The 19,288-nt window shown below is 61.9% G+C and carries 18 protein-coding genes; 12 read left to right on the top strand and 6 right to left on the bottom strand.

Features of this window, described 5'->3' with window-relative positions:
• Nucleotides 1-262 precede the first annotated feature (262 nt).
• Nucleotides 263-1,588, top strand: coding sequence for an MFS transporter (locus P3G59_RS18760; RefSeq protein ID WP_277758482.1), 1,326 nt, complete (start codon nt 263-265; stop codon nt 1,586-1,588).
• Between the two features lie 72 nt (nt 1,589-1,660).
• Nucleotides 1,661-3,052, top strand: a complete 1,392-nt coding sequence (locus P3G59_RS18755; protein ID WP_277758481.1) for an FAD-dependent oxidoreductase — start codon at nt 1,661-1,663, stop codon at nt 3,050-3,052.
• Between the two features lie 35 nt (nt 3,053-3,087).
• Here P3G59_RS18755 and tssI read toward each other — a convergent pair whose 3' ends face one another.
• A complete protein-coding gene (gene tssI / locus P3G59_RS18750) occupies nt 3,088-4,482 on the bottom strand; it encodes a type VI secretion system tip protein TssI/VgrG (RefSeq protein WP_277758480.1) in 1,395 nt (464 codons plus the stop codon).
• A 221-nt stretch (nt 4,483-4,703) separates the two neighbouring features.
• Here tssI and P3G59_RS18745 point away from each other — a divergent pair, with 221 nt between their 5' ends.
• On the top strand, nt 4,704-5,408 hold the full coding sequence (locus tag P3G59_RS18745; protein WP_102901638.1) for a YebC/PmpR family DNA-binding transcriptional regulator: 705 nt from the start codon (nt 4,704-4,706) through the stop codon (nt 5,406-5,408).
• Nucleotides 5,409-5,532: 124 nt separating this feature from the next.
• Here P3G59_RS18745 and P3G59_RS18740 read toward each other — a convergent pair whose 3' ends face one another.
• Both P3G59_RS18740 and zapE read right to left on the bottom strand, forming a co-directional pair.
• Nucleotides 5,533-6,846, bottom strand: a complete 1,314-nt coding sequence (locus tag P3G59_RS18740) for a leucine-rich repeat-containing protein kinase family protein (protein ID WP_277758479.1) — start codon at nt 6,844-6,846, stop codon at nt 5,533-5,535.
• A gap of 150 nt (nt 6,847-6,996) precedes the next feature.
• Nucleotides 6,997-8,127, bottom strand: coding sequence for a cell division protein ZapE (gene zapE, locus P3G59_RS18735; protein ID WP_277758478.1), 1,131 nt, complete (start codon nt 8,125-8,127; stop codon nt 6,997-6,999).
• A gap of 287 nt (nt 8,128-8,414) precedes the next feature.
• Here zapE and P3G59_RS18730 point away from each other — a divergent pair, with 287 nt between their 5' ends.
• From P3G59_RS18730 to P3G59_RS18700, 7 genes are all read left to right on the top strand, one after another.
• Nucleotides 8,415-8,936, top strand: a complete 522-nt coding sequence (locus P3G59_RS18730; protein ID WP_277758477.1) for a spore coat U domain-containing protein — start codon at nt 8,415-8,417, stop codon at nt 8,934-8,936.
• Between the two features lie 100 nt (nt 8,937-9,036).
• The gene (locus P3G59_RS18725) at nt 9,037-9,570 is read left to right on the top strand and encodes a spore coat U domain-containing protein (RefSeq protein WP_277758476.1); all 534 of its coding nucleotides are present in this window, start codon (nt 9,037-9,039) and stop codon (nt 9,568-9,570) included.
• 20 nt (nt 9,571-9,590) lie between these two features.
• Nucleotides 9,591-10,127: a spore coat protein U domain-containing protein gene (locus tag P3G59_RS18720; protein ID WP_277758475.1), complete on the top strand. Its 537-nt coding sequence runs from the start codon at nt 9,591-9,593 to the stop codon at nt 10,125-10,127.
• 4 nt (nt 10,128-10,131) lie between these two features.
• The gene (locus tag P3G59_RS18715; RefSeq protein ID WP_016983916.1) at nt 10,132-10,632 is read left to right on the top strand and encodes a spore coat U domain-containing protein; all 501 of its coding nucleotides are present in this window, start codon (nt 10,132-10,134) and stop codon (nt 10,630-10,632) included.
• 33 nt (nt 10,633-10,665) lie between these two features.
• Nucleotides 10,666-11,454, top strand: a complete 789-nt coding sequence (locus tag P3G59_RS18710; RefSeq protein ID WP_277758474.1) for a molecular chaperone — start codon at nt 10,666-10,668, stop codon at nt 11,452-11,454.
• A gap of 80 nt (nt 11,455-11,534) precedes the next feature.
• Nucleotides 11,535-13,892: a fimbria/pilus outer membrane usher protein gene (locus tag P3G59_RS18705; RefSeq protein WP_277758473.1), complete on the top strand. Its 2,358-nt coding sequence runs from the start codon at nt 11,535-11,537 to the stop codon at nt 13,890-13,892.
• Nucleotides 13,889-14,860: a spore coat U domain-containing protein gene (locus P3G59_RS18700; RefSeq protein ID WP_277758472.1), complete on the top strand. Its 972-nt coding sequence runs from the start codon at nt 13,889-13,891 to the stop codon at nt 14,858-14,860. Before P3G59_RS18705 ends, P3G59_RS18700 begins: the two co-directional genes overlap by 4 nt.
• 125 nt (nt 14,861-14,985) lie before the next feature.
• Here P3G59_RS18700 and P3G59_RS18695 read toward each other — a convergent pair whose 3' ends face one another.
• Both P3G59_RS18695 and P3G59_RS18690 read right to left on the bottom strand, forming a co-directional pair.
• Nucleotides 14,986-15,741 (bottom strand): anti-sigma factor, encoded by a 756-nt coding sequence (locus P3G59_RS18695; protein ID WP_277758471.1) that lies wholly within the window; start codon nt 15,739-15,741, stop codon nt 14,986-14,988.
• Nucleotides 15,738-16,244 (bottom strand): sigma-70 family RNA polymerase sigma factor, encoded by a 507-nt coding sequence (locus P3G59_RS18690; RefSeq protein WP_277758470.1) that lies wholly within the window; start codon nt 16,242-16,244, stop codon nt 15,738-15,740. The genes P3G59_RS18695 and P3G59_RS18690 overlap by 4 nt, the downstream gene beginning before the upstream one ends.
• A 157-nt stretch (nt 16,245-16,401) precedes the next feature.
• Between P3G59_RS18690 and P3G59_RS18685 the strand changes: the two genes are divergently transcribed.
• Together P3G59_RS18685 and P3G59_RS18680 are read left to right on the top strand one after the other, a co-directional pair.
• A complete protein-coding gene (locus P3G59_RS18685) occupies nt 16,402-17,508 on the top strand; it encodes a catalase family peroxidase (protein WP_277758469.1) in 1,107 nt (368 codons plus the stop codon).
• Nucleotides 17,505-18,050 carry a cytochrome b gene (locus tag P3G59_RS18680; protein ID WP_277758468.1) on the top strand — a complete coding sequence of 182 codons (546 nt, stop codon included), beginning with the start codon at nt 17,505-17,507 and terminating at the stop codon, nt 18,048-18,050. The genes P3G59_RS18685 and P3G59_RS18680 overlap by 4 nt, the downstream gene beginning before the upstream one ends.
• Here the strand turns inward: P3G59_RS18680 and P3G59_RS18675 are convergent.
• A complete protein-coding gene (locus P3G59_RS18675; RefSeq protein ID WP_277758467.1) occupies nt 18,047-19,240 on the bottom strand; it encodes an MFS transporter in 1,194 nt (397 codons plus the stop codon). The two genes, P3G59_RS18680 and P3G59_RS18675, sit on opposite strands and share 4 nt — an antisense overlap.
• Nucleotides 19,241-19,288: the final 48 nt, after the last annotated feature.

The following is a 19,288-nucleotide window of genomic DNA, read 5'->3' as shown; positions in this document are numbered from 1 at the left end:
CAGTAACAAGCTGAGCTTATGTGTGAAATACGATAAATCGATTTTATTTATTAAACAGTAATTGCTTTGATCCGCTCACGCCATCGCTGACCGCTCGATCGAGTAGCCGCAGTGGCCATGAGCCTGTGCGTGCAACAGCAGGCCTCATCTGACCGGTATCGCCAGAGGGATAGAGCGATATCGCAGTGCTCAACAATAAAAAACACAGGCGTTTTGCTTAACGATTCTGCCGGCACACTCACACCCTGAGGTCAGAACCACCATGAACAAGCACATCGGCACCATTGCGCGTTGGCGCATGCAGATTTTCGCGATTACCTGGCTGGCGTACGCCGCGTTCTACTTCACCCGCAAAGCGTTTTCGGTGGCCAAACTGGGCATTGCCGAAGATCCGACCTTCATGCTCGACAAGATGGCCATGGCCAACCTCGATGCGATCTATCTGGCGGCTTACGCCATCGGCCAATTCACTTGGGGCATGCTCGCCGACCGCTTTGGCCCACGGGTCGTGGTGCTCGGTGGCTTGCTGATTTCTGCCGCTGCGGCGCTGGTGATGGGCAGTTTCGCCACGTTGCCGATCTTCGCCACCTGCATGCTGATTCAGGGCCTGGCGCAGTCCACCGGGTGGTCGGGATTGTGCAAGAACCTCGGCAGTTTCTTTCCTTCCCAACAACGCGGGCGGGTGCTGGGGTTGTGGAGTTCCTGCTACGCCTTTGGTGGCCTGGTGGCGTCGCCCTTCGCCGGTTGGTGGGCGTATACCTTGATGGGCACCTGGCACGCAGCGTTCATTTCCAGCGCGGTGGTGGTCGCCGTGGTGGCGGTGTTGTTCTTTATTTTCCAGCGCAACAAACCCGAAGACGTCGGCTTGGCGGCGGTCGAGCCGGAGCCTGAACTGACTGCGGAAGAAACCGAAGCCAACAGTAAGCTCAGCGTGTGGGAGCCGTTGAAGGAAATCCTGCGTAACCGCACGGTGCTCGTCCTGGGCCTGGCGTATTTCATGTTGAAACCGGCGCGTTACGCGATTCTGTTGTGGGGGCCGGTGATTGTTTTTGAACAGATGCCGAGTGTCGGCAAGGTCGGCGCAGCGATCATTCCCACCTCGTTCGAACTGGCCGGATTGCTCGGGCCGATCCTGATCGGGCTGGCCTCGGACAAGCTGTTCGGTGCGCGGCGCATGCCAGCCTGCGTTTTGAGCCTGTTGGCGCTGACCGTGACGCTGGCGCTGTTCATGGGCGCGCTGCACACCGGCAGTGTCTTGCTGGTGGTTGCGCTGCTGTTCGTCATGGGCCTGACCCTCTACGGCCCGGATTCAATGATCAGCGGCGCCGCTGCGATCGACTTCGGCAAAGCCAAGGCCGGTGCCACGGCGGCCGGTTTCGTCAACGGCTGCGGCTCGGTCGGCGCGGTGCTCGGCGGTTTGCTGCCGGGTTACTTCGATTCGGTGACGGTATTCATCGTCTTCGCCGGCTGCGCGCTGTTCTCGGCACTGGTGCTGATCCCGCACTGGAACAGCCGTCCGGTCGGCGTCATGGAACCGCGCGCCTCGATCCCCAATTGTCGTTTGACCATCAAACCTCTGCGTTCCTGAAACCCTTTGCCTCGCGGCTTGCTGCGGTGCTCGCGGCAGGCTGTGGCGCGGCCAACTGACTGGAGAAACCCCATGAGACCGTTTTGGCTGGAGCAGGCCTTGCAGGCCGACACCTCTGAAACCTGCCCGCCGTTGCAAGGCGAAGTACGCACCGATGTGTGCATCGTCGGCGGCGGATACACCGGGTTGTGGACGGCAATCATGCTCAAGCAACAGAACCCCGAACTCGATGTGTTGCTGATCGAAGCGGACATCTGCGGCGCCGGCGCCAGTGGGCGCAACGGTGGTTGTGCGCTGTCGTGGTCGGCGAAATATTTCACCCTTGAGCGCTTGTTTGGCGTCGAGGAAGCGGTACGTCTGGTCAAGGAATCGGAACGCAGCATCCATGCGATCGGCGCGTTCTGCGAGCAGTACGGCGTCGATGCCGACTACCGCCTCGACGGCACGCTGTACACCGCGACCAATCGTGCACAAGTCGGCTCGACCGATGCGGTGATCGCGGCGCTGGAGCGTCATGGCATCAACTCGTTCACCCAGCGTCCGCTGGCCGATGTGCAGCGCATGGCCGGTTCGAGCAAGCATCTTGAAGGCTGGTTCTCGCCGGCAGCGGCCAGTGTGCAACCGGGCAAACTTGTGCGTGGCTTGCGTCGAGTGGCGTTGCAACTGGGCGTGAAAATTCACGAAAGCACAGCGATGACCGGTCTCGAAGAGGGACGCCCGGCACGTTTGCAGACGCCGAATGGCGCGGTGATCGCCGATCGCGTGGTGCTGGCGATGAACGCCTGGATGGCCCGTGCCTTCCCGCAGTTCGAACGCAGTGTGGCGATCGTTTCCAGCGACATGCTGATCACCGAACCGCGCCCGGATCTGTTGCAGGCAATCGGTTTGACCAGTGGCGTCACCGTGCTCGACTCGCGGATTTTCGTGCACTACTACCACAACACCCCGGACGGCCGGATCATGCTCGGCAAGGGTGGCAACACCTTCGCGTTTGGCGGGCGCATGCTGCCGGTGTTCGATCAGCCATCGCCTTATGCCGGCCTGCTGAAAAACAGTCTCGCCGACTTCTTCCCGGCCTTTGCCGAGGTGAAAGTCGATGCCACCTGGAACGGCCCGTCGGATCGCTCGGTCACCGGTTTGCCGTTCTTCGGCCAGATGAGCAGCGCGGGCAATGTGTTTTACGGTTTCGGCTATTCCGGCAGCGGCGTCGGCCCGTGTCATATGGGCGGGCAGATTCTCGCTTCGCTGGTGCAAGGCCTGGACAATCCATGGACGCGTTCGCCGCTGGTCAACGGGCCGCTGGGCTACTTCCCGCCGGAGCCGATCCGTTACTTCGGCTCGCTGATGGTGCGCAACGCCATCCGCCGCAAGGAGCGCGCCGAGGATCACGGGCGGCGACCTCGGCATCTCGACGTGCGCCTGGCCAAATTCGCCGCCGCGGCGGGCAAGGCTGACAAAGGTTGAAGCACTGCTTGCTGATGCAGGAGCTGCCGCAGGGATCAGCGGGCAGCGCTGTTGAGTAGCCAGTCGAGCAACAGGCTGTCGCGCGCAGGCGGTGGTTCGCGAGGTGTCGGCTTGCGCGAGTTGCCCAGACACAGGATCGGTCGGTCCGGGTCGCTGTCGAGGAAGCTCACCCACACTTCGCTGCCGGCGCAGGGCAGTTCGTCCGGTGAAAGTCGACCATTGGCTCGCGTCAGGGCGATGGGCAGCCATAACGCGTCGCTATCAAGTGTTTGTGGTTGTTCCGAGGGCCACAGCCTGACGGCGACTCGACCTTGTTCATCGAGCCGCGCCGGTTGCCCGGTGGGTCCGAGCACCTGTGCCAGGTGATACCCGGCGAGGGTCGGGCGGGCTTGTTTGAGCGCGGGACGGTAGTCGGTCGACCAGGGCTGGGCGGTGAAATCGTTGTGGTAACGGTGCAGAGGCGGTGCCGGATCCAGAATCGACGGATGTTGCCCATGATGGCGTATTGCGGTGAGTCGCCATTGTTCGTTGAAATGGCTGATCGGATGCGCCGACACTTGCAGCAGATGCCCACTGAGCAAGCCAACCCGGTCAGAGCGGCCGTTGATCGTGCGATGCTGGCAGCGTTGCCGTTCCAGCTGTCGACGGCTGCGCTGTTCGTGGTGACGTTGTTCGAGAGAAGGTATCGGCGGCAGGGGATTAGCCGTGATGTGGTTGGCGGCATCGTTGCTGATCGCTTGCTGTCCTCGATTACGCACCGCAGGCAGCGTGGCGATGGGCGCAGCGTGGTGATGCTGGTACAGCGCACTGACGCTGGGGGACGGCGTTTGCTCGCAAGCCTTGAACGCAACCAGCACCGGCACTTGCGGCAAGCTCAGGCTGTCATCGGCAAACACGACAATGTGCCCGTCCACCCGGTGTTCGAAGTGATAGTGAATGCCTTCCTCTTCGCACAGCCTGTCCAGCAGCGCCAGATCGCTTTCTTCGTACTGGATGCAAAACGGCCGGATCGGGTATTGCCCGACGCTCATTTCAATCCGGTAGCCCTCGACGGGCAAGGCATTTTCCGTGAGCAACTGCTGAAGGATCTGCGGCACGCTCAGTTGCACGAACACTCGCCGTTTGCTCGGCTGGGCCAGCCTCTGCAAGTGCGGCACCACGGTCAGTCGATAGCCGATGCGATGTGTGCCTCGATGTTCGCAACTGGCACTGTCGATCACGCCGTGAATCCCATGATGGTCGTCCAGGCGCAGAAATGCCGGTTGATGCAGCAATGTACCCGGCGCCACGGCGGGGGCCAGGCCGATCATTTCGATGTCGAAACGGTAGGGCTGGTTGAGCGCTTCCTCGCCGTGAAAGCGCACCACTGGCAGGCACAGACCGCTGTCGGTCAGGGTCAGGGTAAAAGGACTTTCCTTGTCATTGAGCATTCGAACGGGCTCTGTCAGGCAATACGGGCCTGAGAGGGTACGAAACCGCAGCGTTAAATGGTCATGTCAAATCCGTTTTTCAGAATCGCCCTACAAGCTCTGGTGAAAATGTCGATTCCACATTGCGTTTTTTTGGTCGATTGCCGACTTTAGGCCGTATAAACTTGGCGCCACGCGTCGGCCAATAGATGTCTCGGCGCCACAGATCAAGAGAGTGAGTAATGGGCGCACAGTGGAAGGTTAAACACAAAGAAGCGGCAGCCAACGCCAAAGGCAAGATCTTCGGCAAACTGGTGAAGGAAATCACCATTGCTGCCCGCAACGGTGCCGATACCACCACCAACGCACACCTGCGTCTGGTGGTCGAACAGGCCAAGAAAGCCTCGATGCCAAAAGAAACCCTGGATCGCGCGATCAAGAAAGGCGCCGGTCTGCTGGGTGAAACCGTGCAATACCATCGCGTCACCTATGAAGGGTTCGCCCCGCACCAGGTGCCGCTGATCGTCGAGTGCGTGACCGATAACATCAACCGCACCGTCGCCGAAATCCGCGTGGCGTTCCGCAAGGGCCAACTGGGGGCTTCCGGCTCCGTCGCCTGGGACTTCAACCACGTCGGCATGATCGAAGCCTCGCCGGACACCCCGGACGCCGATCCGGAAATGGCCGCCATCGAAGCCGGTGCGCAGGATTTCGAGCCGGGCGAAGACGGCGCAACGCTGTTCCTGACCGACCCTACCGATCTGGATGCGGTGCAGAAAGCACTGCCAGAGCAAGGTTTCACCGTGTTGTCGGCCAAGCTGGGCTACCAGCCGAAGAACCCGGTGAGCGGTTTGAGCGACGAGCAGATGGCTGAGGTTGAAGCGTTCCTCGAAGGCCTCGACAACCATGATGACGTGCAGGACATGTTTGTCGGCCTGGCGGGCTGATCGACTTCGTCAGTGATGGCCTCATCGCCAGCAGGCTCACGCCTACAGGTCAGAGGTGAACACATCATTTGTGATCACCTCTGACCTGTAGGCGTGAGCCTGCTGGCGATTGACTGCGTAGCAGTCAGCTTTCCTGCAAAACCGCAATAACCTCAGCGAACCCCGGCCGCGCCAGCACATCCGCCTGACAGCATCGCCGCTCCAGCTCCTCAAGCACCACACGCAACTCATCACTCAACCCCGAGTCGATGCGTGCCAGCAATTCCCCCAGCAAAATCCCGAACGCGCGCACTTCAATACGTTGCAACGCCCGTGTTTCTGCTGTGTCGGCAACAGCGTGGAACGACGCCCCACCAAAATCCCCGAGCAGGCAATCGCCGTGCTCATTCAACAGAATGTTGTGCCCGTAGAGATCGCCGTGGGTGATGCCTTGCCGATGCAAGTGGTCTGCCGCCGAGGCGATGCCTTTGGCAATGTTCAGCGCAACCCCGGCGCTGAACCGGCAATCATCGGCGTAAACATCTCGCGAGCAGGATGCCAGGCTGGGCAGGTCGGCGAGGTTGCGGAAAGACGGATCGATCAACTGCATCACCAAACCTTGCTGGCCGACGGGATGGCCACTGATGCGCCCCTCGATGCGGATCAGATTGGGATGCAGGCCGGCGGTGATACAGGCATTCATTTCGTGCAGCGGTGAGCCGTCGCTGGTCATTTCACCTTTGTATAGTTTCACCGCGACCGGCGTCACTGAGCCGTCGTCGCGTTGCCAGCTGGCCCGGGAAATCACCCCCGAAGCCCCTTCACCCAGCCGTTGCTCCAGACGCAGCGCTGACCAAGGGATTTGCGGCGTCGCTTGCAGCGCGGCGGCGTCTGCCTCGGTTTCCAGCGGATTACCGGCGTAGGCCAGCCACGTCAGGCTCGGCAGCGCGAGCAGCCACTGCGGCAGTTCGGTCAGGCGGTTGGCGGCAATGCGCAGCAGCTCCAGTCGATGGCAGTTGCTCAGCGAGGGCGGCAGCGCTTGCAGGCGATTGCCCGACAGCATGAGTTTTTGCAGGGCAGGGCGCTCACCGAGTTCGCTCGGCAGGCTTTCGATGCAATTGTCGGTCAGGATCAGCCAGCGCAACTTAGGCGGCAACGCTGCAGCGGGTACGTTGACGATGCGATTGGCCCTGAAGCCGATCATCGTCAGCGCAGCGCATTGGCCGAGGCAGGCCGGCAGTTCCGTGAACGGGTTGTCGGAACAGAACAGCACCCGCAGGCGAGTCAGTCGATGCAGATCATCCGGCAGGCTGCTCAGGGCGTTGCCGCTGAGGTTAAGGATTTCCAGGGTGTCGGCCAGATCGAAAATCTCGCGCGGGAACTCGGTCAGGCCACAAGACAGATCCAGTCGAGTAATGCCCGACAACTCGCCGGCGCGTAATTGAGCAAGGGTGTGCATTTTGTGTTCGCTATTGATCAGGGGCGCGCCGCTGGGGCGCCGGGAATGGGCGACATGATAACGGCAAAGCGGCTTGCGGGCTTGAGCGGGATGCTGAAAACGCCACCAAACCCTTGTGGGCGCAAGCTTGCTCCCGCAGGGCCGACGTGCTCAGTCGTTGTCGTGCATTTCCTGCAACTGCCCCAACCGACTGCGCGTACGCGCCAGGTCAATGACATGGCCGTCCAGGCTTTCGCGCAAGGGCAGTCGACCGAGCAGCGTCAGGTGCTTGTCCTGGTCGTACAGCACGTCGATCAGGTTGATGAAGCGCTGTTGCGCGGCGATCGAGCATTCCCCCAGCTCTGGCAGATCATCAATGATCCAGCGGTCGAAACGGCGACACAGTTCCAGATAATCCATGACCGCCGTTGGCTGTTCACACAGATCGTGGAAAGTAAAACCGACACGCCGTTCTTCACACAACCGAGCCTGAAACCGTCGGGTGCCAACCGATAACGTGATCATCGGCGCATTTGCAGAAGGCAGATCCAGTGCCGCGCGTTGGGCTGGCGTGGCCGGCCACACGTAATGGCCCTGGGTGAAAGTCTGGTGAGCGCTGTGACGTGTCTGGCTGCGGTAATCGTGCGGGCCGCCGACTTCCATCACCTGCATGCGCGTATTGATCAGTTCGATCACCGGTTTGAAGCGGGCGTGATAGAGCGGATTGGGCAGCAAGCCTTCAGGCGCATAGTTGGAGGTCACCAGCAGCAGAATCCGCCGCTTGAACAGTGCCTTGAACAGCCGGGTGATGAGCATGGCATCGCCGATGTCATGCACATGAAACTCGTCAAAACACAGCACCCGGCAATCTTGCAGCAGTTCGTCGAGGGTGACCTCGAGAGCATCGTCCTGCTCGCGATGATTGAACATGCTCTGATGCAATTGCGCGAAGAACTGATGGAAATGCAGGCGTCGTTTCTGGGTGATCGGCAAGGCCTGAAAGAAACCATCGAGCAGCCAGCTCTTGCCACGCCCGACGGCGCCGAACAGATAGAGGCTCTGTGGTTGGCGAGCGCGTGCGCCCAGCAAAAGACTCGCCTGCTGCGCCATGCAATCGATGACGCGCTGTTGGCTGTGGCTGAGGGTGTAACCCTGACCGCAGGCCTTGTGCCGGAAGTAGTCGTGGATCGACTGGGCACTGGCGTCATGCCCGGCACTGGCCGACCCCCCCTTGCCGAACCAGCGGCGCAACGCCGGCCAGCGCTGGATCAGTCGCGATCGTTTCGGCGGTTGGGCAGGCACTGTGGGCGTCTCCGTGTTCGTCAAGACCGGCTCGCGCAAGCGCGGCGAGGTAGTGTAACCAGACGCCGACCTGGCCAGCCACCACGGCGGATCGACAGTGGGCGGTTACTGAACAAATTTGTGCCGCGCGTACAGCTATTTTTAGCGACATGGCCCGACCGGTTGCCAACCTTTCGAAACATATCCCGGGCGATCCGTGGATCCAATCGACTGGCGGAATCGTCGACGGTTGCTAATCTCAATCACAGAAACGACGTCGCAAGCGATCACTGACAAGGAACGGGGCAGTGAATATACGGGTGGTCATGGGCCTGCTGGGTGTACTCGTTGCACCTGTTCATGCGGCGGATCTTCAGGTCGAAGTGCGCGTCGATGTGCAGCGCGGCTGCCAGTTGGTCGGCCAGCAGCGGGAGGCCGGCATCGAGCAATTGGGTGTGCTCGACTTCGGCAGCACCGCGCGCCTCGATGACCCGGCCGGGCCGTTGGCCGCCGCGTTGACCAATCAACGCCTGCCGCGGCTGGAGTGCAACCCGGACACGCCGTACCAGATGCGCGTTGACGGTGGTTTGCATGGTGGTGTCGGTGAAGTCCGCTACATGGCCGGTTCGGTCGGCAGCAAACCGGTTCCGTATCGCTTGTATCAGGACGCGGCTCGGCGGGTACCGCTGGTGGTGGATGTGCCGGTTAGCGGGCGGGTGCCGGACAGTGGCACGGTGGAGTTGCCGCTCTATGCGCGGATCGAACGTCTGGCTGAGGTGCCACGCGTCAGCCGTTATTCGGATCTGGTCAAGGTGACGGTCACCTGGTGATCGCGATTGATACAGGCGCCCGGTGGACGCGGGGGCCGCAAGGAAGGCGTTCAATGACGAGCGCGGTGGTTGAATCAGCGAAGGAGCAGGGACGGGCGCAATGGCAGGCAGACACTGGATGGTGATGGCGGCAGGTACGCTGGCATTGCTCGCGGACGACGCCCAGGCGGCGATGAGCGGGCAGATCAATGCGCGGCTGATCCTGATTGCCGGCTGCGAAGTCACCAACACCAGCGCCCCCGCCAGCCCGGTCAGCGCCCTTGGCACCCTCGATTTCGGCCTTCAGGGGCCTACCTGGAATGCACCGATCAAGGCCAGTCTGGATGGCGACAGCGGCGGCAAACTCAACGTCGCCTGCAATCCCTCGGTCACCGGTTTCACCGTCACCATCGACGGCGGCACCCACGGTGACGGCAGTACCCGACGGCTGAGCAACGGCCGCCAGACCCTTCCTTATCAGCTGTTCGTCGATCCCTCCGGCGCCCGGAGCTACAGCATCGGCCAGCAACACAATTTCGCTGTCACCAGCGGTGCGCAGATACCCATTCCGGTATTTGGCTCGGTGGTGGCGAATACCCGCGCGGTGCCGGCAGGGGTCTATACCGACACCCTGACGGTGACGCTCGACTGGTAACCCCGTAGAGGACGGACACCATGCGTACGTTTGCATCAAGGATAGGTTTGTCACTGCTCGGCCTGGCGCTGGTTTCCGGTGCCAACGCCGCCACCACGGTCACTGGCCAGATCACTTCCAGCCTGATTCTGATCAGCAGTTGTCAGGTCAACGGCGCCGGCGGTTCCACCGGGCTGAACTTCGGTGCGTTGAACTTCGGCACCGCCAACAGCCTGTTCACCACCGCCACCGGGCAGGTGTTGGGCGGTGGCGGCGGGGCGCTGTCGATTCTCTGCTCCAGTGGCACCACGCCGACGGTCAAGGTGCGCGCGGGTTCCCATGACGGCATGTCGCCGGGCGGCACGCGCGCACTGTATGACGGGGTCGCCAATTACGTGCCGTACGACTTGTATACCGATGCCGGGCACTCGCAACTGCTGGCGATCGACGGGACCATCAACCTTGCGGCCAGCACCGGCGTCGCACAGACGGTGAACATCTACGGTCAGGCGGTGGGCAAGGCCGGTTTGCCGGCGGGGACTTACACCGACACTGTTGCTGTTGAACTGACGTTCTGATGCCATGCGCCGCCATGGCTGTGCCGCGCTGCTTCTGCTCTGTGCGGGCAGTGCACCGCTGCCGCTGACTGCCGCGACCAGCCAGAGCTTTCAGGTCAGCGCCACGGTCACTGCCGGGTGTCTGGTGGTGGGCGGGGTATCGAATTATGGCGGGCTGAATTTCGGTTCACGTTCGGCACTGGCCACCGGCACCGTGCAAGTCGCACTGACCGGTGGGGTGCAATTGCAATGCACGCCGGGGGTGACGCTGAACATGAGCGTCGACGGCGGCCAGTACAACAGCAGTGGCCGGCACATGCAGGTCAACAGCGGTAGTGCGCGGGTGGCGTATGCGCTGTTTCGCGATGCGGCGTACAGCCAAAGCCTGGGCATTGGCCAGAGTGTGGCGGTGGCCTACAGCGATGCGAACAACATCAGCCTGCCGATTTACGGTCAGGTGCAATTGCCGGGCAATCAGCCTGGGGGGACGTACAGCGACGTGTTGCAGGTGCAGCTGTCGTGGTAAGGCGAAGTCGAATGGCCGACAAGGAGCAGGTTTATGGGGTCAGTTACGTCACGGCACTTGCGCGTGCGCTGGGCGATGTGGGCGTTGGTCATGCTCGGGGCAGGCAACGTGCACGCCGCCAGTTCGGTGCTGATCTGGCCGATCGATCCGGTGCTGGAAGCTGATCAGCAGGCCAGTGCGCTGTGGCTGGAGAACCGCGGCAGCGAAACCGCCAATCTGCAGATCCGTGTATTTGGCTGGAGCCAGAGCGGGTTCGCCGAGCAATACCAGAATCAGCGCGACGTGATTGGTAGCCCGCCAGTGGCGAAGATCGAGCCGGGGCAGAAACAATTGGTGCGTCTGACCCGCACCAAGGAAGTACCGCCGGGGCAGGAGCTGGCCTACCGGATCATCATCGACGAAATTCCCTCTGCGCAACCAGCGACGACCGACGGCGGCAAAACAGCGGCAGCGATCCGCTTCCAGATGCGTTACTCAGTGCCGCTGTTTGCCTATGGCGCCGGGCTGTGGAGCAAGGAAGACAGCAGCCGCGCGCGCGATCCCAAAGGTGTCGGCCTGCCGCAGCTGAGTTGGCGCACGGTGGCGGTGGACGGCAAGCCCTATGTCGAAGTACGCAATCAGGGCGCGGTGCATGCCCGGCTGACCGACGTGGCAATCCAACAGGCCGGGCAGAGCAAGCCACTGGCCGAAGGGCTGTTGGGTTACGTGCTGCCGGGCGCGGTGATGCGCTGGCCGGCACCAGGGCCGTTGGCCGGTGAGTCGGCGTTGCAGGTGCGGGTCAACGGTGCCGCGCAGGTACAGAGCATTACGCCAGCCAAGTGAGTGAGTCGTAGCGCGGACATCTGGCGTCGGCTGACGCGGGATCAGGGAGGATTGAGTCCATTGACGGACGTACAGCGCGTATGAACCCAGGACGGGTTCGCCGTATTCAGCGTCCGTTGTGGCTCATCACCGGCGCCTGTTGCCTGATGTTCGTTCAACCATCCGGGGCCGGCGATCTGCCGCCGCCGCCGAGCGGCATGGAGGCCGTGAGCGATGCACAGTTGTTTCTGGAACTGGTGGTCAACCAGATGAATACCGGGCGCGTGGTGGCGGTGCAGCAGCGCGATGGGCGCCTGTTCGTGCCGGCGACCGCGTTGCGCGAAACCGGCATGAAGCTGCCCGACAGCCTCGGCGCCGAGGTCGACCTCGACAGCCTGGCGGGGCTGCACAGTGATTACGACAGCGTCGGTCAGCGCTTGCTGTTGAACGTGCCGCCGGACTGGCTGCCGGAACAGTTCATCGGCAATCGCCAGGCTTACCCGCGCACCCCGGCGCTGAGCAGTTTTGGCGCGCTGTTCAACTATGACCTGTACCTCAACGACACCGACGATGCCGGCACTTATCTGGCGGCGTGGAACGAAGTGCGGCTGTTCGACAGCTGGGGCACGCTGTCCAACACCGGACAGTATCGGCAAACCTTGTCCGGTGATTCGCTCAACACGCTGGACAACGGCTACTTGCGATACGACACCACCTGGCGTTACTCCGACGATGAGCGAATGCTCACCTACGAGGCCGGTGACGTCATCAGCGGCGCGTTGCCGTGGAGCAATTCGGTGCGGCTGGGCGGCGTGCAGTTCTCGCGGGACTTTGCCGTGCGTCCGGATCTGGTGACGTATCCGTTGCCGCAATTTGCCGGTGAAGCGGCGGTGCCGTCTTCGGTGGATCTGTTTATCAATGGCTACAAATCCAGCAGCGCGGACTTGCAGCCCGGGCCTTACACGCTGACCAATATTCCGTTTATCAACGGCGCTGGCGAAGCGGTGGTGGTGACCACCGATGCACTGGGTCGGCAGATTTCGACCACGGTGCCGTTCTATGTCACCAGCACCTTGTTGCAAAAAGGTTTGAGCGATTTCTCCGTGGCTGCCGGTACGCTGCGCCGCGACTACGGTTTGAAGGATTTCAATTACGGGCCGGGCGTCACCGCCGGCAGCCTGCGTTACGGCATCAGCGACAACTTCACTCTGGAAAGCCATGCCGAAGCGGCCGATTCGCTGACACTGGGCGGCCTCGGTGGCAATTGGCAGCTCGGTAACTTTGGTGTGCTCAACAGTGCGTTGAGCCAAAGCCGTTTCGACGGCGAGGGCGGTCACCAGGCCAGCTTGGGCTATCAGTACAGCAACCAGCGTTTCAGCTTTTCCTGGCAGCGGCTGCAACGTCACGGTCAATACGCCGATCTGACCGTGGTCGACAGCCCGTACATCAGTCTTAGCCGGCGCAGCGAGCAAGCGACCCTGAGCCTTAACCTCGACCGCTGGGGCAGTCTCGGCGCCGGTTACTTCGATGTGCGCGCGGCGGACGATTCGCGCACGCGGCTGCTCAATCTGAGCTGGAGCAAACCGCTGTGGCGCAACAGCAGTTTTTACCTGTCGGCCAACCGTGAGATCGGCGACAGCAACTGGGCGGTGCAGGCGCAATTGGTGATCCCGTTCGATCTGCGCGGCAGCCTGGCGATCAGCAGCGATCGCAGTAAAACCGGGCAGAGCCAGCAGCGGGTCAACTACAGTCGCGCGGTGCCGACTGAGGGCGGCGTAGGTTTCAATCTGGGTTACGCCAAGGGTGACGGCGCCGATTATCGTCAGGCCGACGTGACCTGGCGCCTGCAATCGGTGCAGTTGCAGGCCGGTGTCTACGGCACTTCCGACGCCGAAACCCGTTGGGCCGATGCCAGTGGTTCGCTGGTGTGGATGGACCGTCAGGTGTTCGCCGCCAACCGTATCGACGACGCATTTGTGGTGGTCAGCACCGATGGTTTTGCCGACATTCCGGTGCGCTACGAAAACCAGCAGGTCGGCCAGACCGACAAGAACGGTCATCTGCTGGTGCCATGGAGCAGTGCCTATTACCGCGGCAAGTATGAAATCGACCCACTGAATCTGCCGGCCAACGTGCGCAGCCCCAACGTCGAACAGCGCATTGCCGTGCGCCGTGGCAGCGGTTATCTGCTGGAATTTCCGCTGACCCGGGTGATTGCCGCGAGCATTGTGCTGGTCGACGCACAGCAGCGCGAGTTGCCGCTGGGCGCGGGTGTTTTGCACGAGCAGAGCGGCGCGCGGACGGTAGTCGGCTGGGATGGGTTGGTCTATCTGGAAAACCTGCAGGCGCAGAATTCGCTGCAAGTGACGCTGGCTGACGGCAAAACCTGTCAGGCGCAGTTCAGCGTCGACCTGAATCTGGATCAGGTGCCGTTGATTGGCCCGTTGGTGTGCCAATGATCCGCGCCCGATTGTTTCTGTTGCTGGCGCTGATGCTGCCGGGGGCGGCGCAAGCCGCGTGCTCGGTGGTCAGCACTACGCCGGCGGCGTTTGGCACGCTCAGTTCAATTGCCGTGCGCACGACTTCACAACCCAGTTCCACGCTCAATGCAGGTTTAAGCTGCACCGGTTCTTTGTTGTCTCTGCTGACCAGCAATGACCATTTCTGGGGCACTGTGTCATCGACTCAGAGTGGTCTGGTCGGGCCGACCGGCGATGTCATCAGTTACACGGTCTACGCCAATAACAGCACCAGCTACCCACTGACTCGCGGCACTGCCTATGACTTTGCGCGCAACGGCATCATCGATGCCCTCGGCCTGCTCAACGGCACAACGCCGAAAACCGTGCCGCTCTACCTCGGCACGACCATTGGCAGCAATGTCGCCGCCGGGGTTTACACCGAGACCCTGAGCATTTTCTGGAACTGGAATTACTGCTCGGGAATCGGTATCGGCTCCGTCTGCCTCGGGCGCGATATCGCCAGCGGCACGACCTCGTTGACAGTGAACATGACAGTGTCCAACGACTGCACGATTACTGCGCCGAACATTGCATTCGGCAGCGCGCCGGTGGTGAGCGCGTTCACGCCAGTGACCGGGCAAACCATCAATCTGGCTTGCACCAAGGGCAGTGCCTACACCGTGGGGCTGAGCGACGGGCAGAACGCGGTGAGTGTCGGCGGGCGGCGACGAATGATTTCCGGGAGCAATTATCTGGCTTACGACATTTTCAAAAGTGCCGGTACCACGCGCTGGGGCAGCGTCGGCGCGGCGCGGCGGGCGAGCACCGATGCGGAGGTCAACCCGGGTAACGGGTTGGGCACGGGCAGCCAGATCTTCAACTACAACGCGAAGATCTACACCGACCAGACCACGCCGCCGGCGGGCACCTATCTCGACAATGTTGTTTTGGACGTAGGTTTTTAAGCTGACACGATCCTTTGTAGGAGCTGTCGAGTGAAACGAGGCTGCGATCTTTTGATCTTGCCCTTAAAAGCAAGATCAAAAGATCGCAGCGTGCCGCAGCTCCTACAGGGGGGGCTGCGGTGGGTTCAGAATTGCAGCGATTGCTTGAGCTGTTGCGCCGCCGGTGTATCGACCGGGCTGACCATCGCATAGTTGTAGCCACCGCCCGACCAGTATTCGGCCTGTAAGTCGCCATCACTGCGGCTTCCTCGGGGCAAAAAGGTGTTCTTCGGCCCCGGCGGGCGCACATAGAAACTCACCTTGTGCCCGCTGCCATCCTCATACATGACCATCGCCGCCGGGCCTTCGTCGGTGCTGAGCAGGCGCCCGCTGACCGGTTCGAACCCGGCGGCCTTCAGATCGGGCAAGCGACTGGCCCGGGTGAAGTAGCGGTCGAGCCAGCGTTGCATGTCGCCGTCATTGTCGACCTTGTAATCGGCCGGCAGCATGCCTTGCTGGGCAATCAACCGATAGGCCTGCAAGGCGTCAGTCATCGGCAACGTGGACGAGCGTACGAGGGTCATTTCCCGCGCCTGCCAGCCACTGAACCCGCCGATGCTGACCGCGATCAGCAACACCGCCGCGCTGGCCAGATGACGACGCGACTGACGCTGGCGGCGCTGGCGGATCATGGCAGGGTCAAGCGCCGGATTGGCCGGTTGCTGCAATGCGCCGCCGAGTGCCGCACGCAACTGCTGGGCATCCTGTTGCCAGGCACGGACCTGCGCCGCTTCATCCGGGTGACTGGCCAGCCAAGTGTCCAGCACGCGCCGGTCGGCGTCGCTGAGTTGGTGGTCGACATAAGCGTGCAGGTCACGCTCGTTGGGAGGCAGGCTGATCATTTGAGTATCCGCAAAGAAGGGCTGCTGATTTCGCCGTCACTCAGTTGGCGCAAGGCCTGGCGGGCGCGGGACAGGCGCGACATCACGGTGCCGATCGGGGCGCCGAGAATCTCGGCGACCTCTTTATAGGAAAGGCCTTCCACTGAGACCATCAGCAGCAGGGCGCGTTGTTCGGTGGGCAGACGGTCAAAGGCTTGCAGGGTCGACTGGGCGATGACGGTGCGCTCCACCGAAGGTTCGGCATCGTCGCGACCGGTGAAGAATTCGAGCATTCGCGCATAGCGTCGGGAGCGGCGATGGGCATCGAGAAACTGCCGATAGAGGATCGCGAACAGCCAGGCACGCAAGTCGCCGTCGGCGCGTTTATCGCCCCAACTCGACAGTGCCCGCTCAAGGCAAGCCTGTACCAGATCGTCGGCGCTGCTGCTGTTGCGTGTCAGTGACAGGGCAAAGCGGCGCAATCTGGGAATGATTTCTCTCAACTGTTCGTCGAATTCGCTCATGAAATTCTGCTAGTCACTACGCTGTGGACTAGGGAGACGCTTGTCGTTGGAGGTTATTCCACGCGCGGAAAAATAAATACCGCAGCGTGGAATAAACCCGAACAAGGCGCGTCTTGCTGATTCTTCTTACTTGTGGCCATTGGCCCTGGAGTCTTTCATGGTTGATCGCACCTCACCCAACGCTTCACCGCCCGGCGGGCCGCAGCGCCCGCCATTGAGTGCCGCGAGCCTGATATTGCGTCTGGGCGGCATTGCCGTAGTAGTCGCTGCGGTGGCCGGGGCGTTTGCCTACGTTCACGGTAACTTCGACCCACAACGTCTGACGCCAAAGGCGCTGGTCGATGTGCTGGAGAAGAACAACGGCGTGCATCCCGGGTTTCGTCGTAACCACGCCAAAGGCGTGTGCGTGATCGGGCATTTCGAAAGCAGTGGCGAGGCGCGGGTATTTTCCAACGCGCAAGTGTTTAACGAGCCGCAAACTCCGGTGGTCGGGCGTTTTGCGCTGCCGGCGGGCAATCCTTATGCACCGGACAACAGTGTGCCGATCCGCAGTCTGGCCCTGCGGTTCACCCAGGCCAACGGGCAGCAGTGGCGCACCGGGATGAACAGCATGCCGGTGTTCCCGGTTGGCACGCCTGAGGCGTTTTATCAATTGCAGCAGGCGCAGTCGCCGGATCCGGCCACGGGTAAACCTGACCCGGCGAAGGTCCCGGCGTTCTTCGCCTCTCACCCGGAAACCGTGCCGTTCCTGACCTGGGTGAAGACGGCCAAACCCTCGGCCAGTTACGCCACCGAAACCTATAACAGCGTCAACGCGTTTTATCTGGTCGACGCCAGCGGTAAAAAACAGGCCGTGCGCTGGAGCATGACGCCGTTGGCAAGGGACGCTGCGGGCGCCACTGCGCCTGAGGGCAGCGATTTTCTCGAAAAGGATCTGGTGCAACGGTTGGCGTTAGCGCCGCTGCGTTTTCAGTTGAACATCACCCTGGCCAATCCTGAGGACCCGGTGGACGACGCCAGCAAGACCTGGCCCGAGGGGCGCAAGGTGTTGAACGCCGGCACGCTGGTGCTGGAAAGGACCCAGCCGCAACTGAGCGGCGAATGCCGTGACATCAACTATGACCCGCTGGTGCTGCCGGCCGGGATTCAAGGTACCGACGACCCATTGCTGGCAGCCCGTTCCGCGGGGTACGCCAATTCCTACCTGCGTCGCACCAGCGAAGTCAGCCAGTTGCCCGCCGCCAAACAGGAGGTTCGTCCATGAGAACTCAACCGACGCATTTCGCCCTGTTGGCGCGGCTGCTGCATTGGCTGATGGCGGTGATGATTATCGCCATGCTGTTTATCGGCGCCGGTATGGTCACCTCCGTTTCCGAGCGGCATGAATGGCTGATCCATCTGCACAAACCGCTGGGCATTGCGATTCTGGCGCTGGTGATTGTGCGTTTGCTGGTGCGGTTAACGACCCGCCAACCACCGCTGCCAGCGGATCTGCCGGGTTGGCAAGTGATGGCCGCCAAGGCTTCGCATCTGCTGCTGTACGCGTTGATGCTGGTGTTGCCGGTGCTGGGCTGGGCGATGATCAGCGCTTCGGGTGAGCCGGTCATGCTCAGCGTAACGGTGCAGTTGCCAGCCATTGTTCCGGCCGATGCGCAGTTGTTCGCGTTATTGCGCAAGGCTCACGGGTATCTGGCCTATCTGTTGTTTCTGACGGTGCTGCTGCACCTGGCGGCGGCGCTGTTTCATGGCTGGATCCGCCGCGACGAGGTCCTCGACAGTATGTTGCGCGGTCGCGACCGCGGTTAACTCGCTTGAGTGGCGCATCGTGCCGGTGCGCCGCTTTTCAGGGTCAGCCACCAGTATGCGAGCGCCATGGCGTTGATGCCGGCGCCGAGCAGGCACACGCCGATCCAGCCGGCCCACGCGTACATGGCGGTCGAGCCGATTGAACCCAGCGCGCTGCCGATTGAGTAAAACAACATGTAACCGGCGGTGAGACGGCTTTGTGCTTGCGGGCGCACGGCGTAAATCATGCTCTGGCTGGTGACATGCACGGCTTGCAGGCCCAGATCCAGGGTGATCACGCCGAGCAGCAATGCCCACAGCGAGGATTGGGTGAGGGCGATCGGCAGCCACGAAGCGAGCATCAGCAACAGGGAAAGACCGCTGACCCATTGCCCGAGACCGCGATCCGCCAGATGCCCGGCCCGTGCGGCGGCCAGGGCACCCGCTGCGCCAGCCAGTCCGAACAGACCGATTTCACTGTGCGACAAAGAAAGTGGCGGCGCGGCCAGCGGCAACACCATCGGCGTCCACAGCACCATCGCGCTGGCGAAGGTCAGCAGGGCGAGGATTGCGCGATGGCGCAGTACCGGTTCTTCTTTGAACAGGCTGAACACCGAGGCGATCAGTGCGCTGTAGCCAGTCGCCGGTTGCGCAGATTCATCCTTGGGCAGGACGCGAAACAGCAGCAGCGCCATCACCAGTGTCAGCCCTGCTGACAGGAAGTAGATCGCTCGCCAGCCAGCCAGATCGGCCATGCCGCCGGCGACCGTGCGCGCCAGCAAGATGCCGACGACGATGCCACTGGTGACCACCCCGACCACGCGCCCGCGCTGAGCCGGCAGCGCCAGCGTGGCGGCGTAAGCCACCAACACCTGCGTCACCACCGCGAGCAGTCCTGTCAATGCCATGCCAAGCAGCAGCCACGCACTGTTGGGCGCCAGCGCGATCATCAACAACGCTACAGCCGACAGCAGTGTTTGGCAGACGATCAATTTGCGCCGGTTGAGCAGGTCGCCGAGAGGGACCAGTAGCACCAGACCGATGCCGTAGCCGATTTGCGTCAGGGTGATGACGATGCCGATGGTCGCCGGCGACAGGGCAAACGCTTCGGCCATGGCGTCCAGCAGTGGCTGTGCGTAATACACGTTGCCCACGGCCAAACCGCAGGCCACAGAGAAAAGCAAAACGGCGCTGCTTTTGAGAGGTTTCATATCCCGCATCCTTTTAGGTTTCAAATTAAAACCTTGATCACGGTATTG

Source organism: Pseudomonas sp. A34-9 (genome assembly GCF_029543085.1).
Classification (GTDB): Bacteria; Pseudomonadota; Gammaproteobacteria; order Pseudomonadales; family Pseudomonadaceae; genus Aquipseudomonas.
This window is presented reverse-complemented; position numbering and strand designations above follow the sequence as displayed.

Bases quoted from the DNA above. Each gene is read 5' to 3' on its own strand.
- P3G59_RS18760 (WP_277758482.1), top strand. From the start codon at position 263: ATGAACAAGCACATCGGCACCATTGCGCGTTGGCGCATGCAGATTTTC.
- P3G59_RS18755 (WP_277758481.1), top strand. From the start codon at position 1,661: ATGAGACCGTTTTGGCTGGAGCAGGCCTTGCAGGCCGACACCTCTGAA.
- tssI (WP_277758480.1), bottom strand. From the start codon at position 4,482: ATGCTCAATGACAAGGAAAGTCCTTTTACCCTGACCCTGACCGACAGC.
- P3G59_RS18745 (WP_102901638.1), top strand. From the start codon at position 4,704: ATGGGCGCACAGTGGAAGGTTAAACACAAAGAAGCGGCAGCCAACGCC.
- P3G59_RS18740 (WP_277758479.1), bottom strand. From the start codon at position 6,846: ATGCACACCCTTGCTCAATTACGCGCCGGCGAGTTGTCGGGCATTACT.
- P3G59_RS18725 (WP_277758476.1), top strand. From the start codon at position 9,037: ATGGCAGGCAGACACTGGATGGTGATGGCGGCAGGTACGCTGGCATTG.
- P3G59_RS18720 (WP_277758475.1), top strand. From the start codon at position 9,591: ATGCGTACGTTTGCATCAAGGATAGGTTTGTCACTGCTCGGCCTGGCG.
- P3G59_RS18715 (WP_016983916.1), top strand. From the start codon at position 10,132: ATGCGCCGCCATGGCTGTGCCGCGCTGCTTCTGCTCTGTGCGGGCAGT.
- P3G59_RS18710 (WP_277758474.1), top strand. From the start codon at position 10,666: ATGGGGTCAGTTACGTCACGGCACTTGCGCGTGCGCTGGGCGATGTGG.
- P3G59_RS18705 (WP_277758473.1), top strand. From the start codon at position 11,535: ATGAACCCAGGACGGGTTCGCCGTATTCAGCGTCCGTTGTGGCTCATC.
- P3G59_RS18700 (WP_277758472.1), top strand. From the start codon at position 13,889: ATGATCCGCGCCCGATTGTTTCTGTTGCTGGCGCTGATGCTGCCGGGG.
- P3G59_RS18695 (WP_277758471.1), bottom strand. From the start codon at position 15,741: ATGATCAGCCTGCCTCCCAACGAGCGTGACCTGCACGCTTATGTCGAC.
- P3G59_RS18690 (WP_277758470.1), bottom strand. From the start codon at position 16,244: ATGAGCGAATTCGACGAACAGTTGAGAGAAATCATTCCCAGATTGCGC.
- P3G59_RS18685 (WP_277758469.1), top strand. From the start codon at position 16,402: ATGGTTGATCGCACCTCACCCAACGCTTCACCGCCCGGCGGGCCGCAG.
- P3G59_RS18680 (WP_277758468.1), top strand. From the start codon at position 17,505: ATGAGAACTCAACCGACGCATTTCGCCCTGTTGGCGCGGCTGCTGCAT.
- P3G59_RS18675 (WP_277758467.1), bottom strand. From the start codon at position 19,240: ATGAAACCTCTCAAAAGCAGCGCCGTTTTGCTTTTCTCTGTGGCCTGC.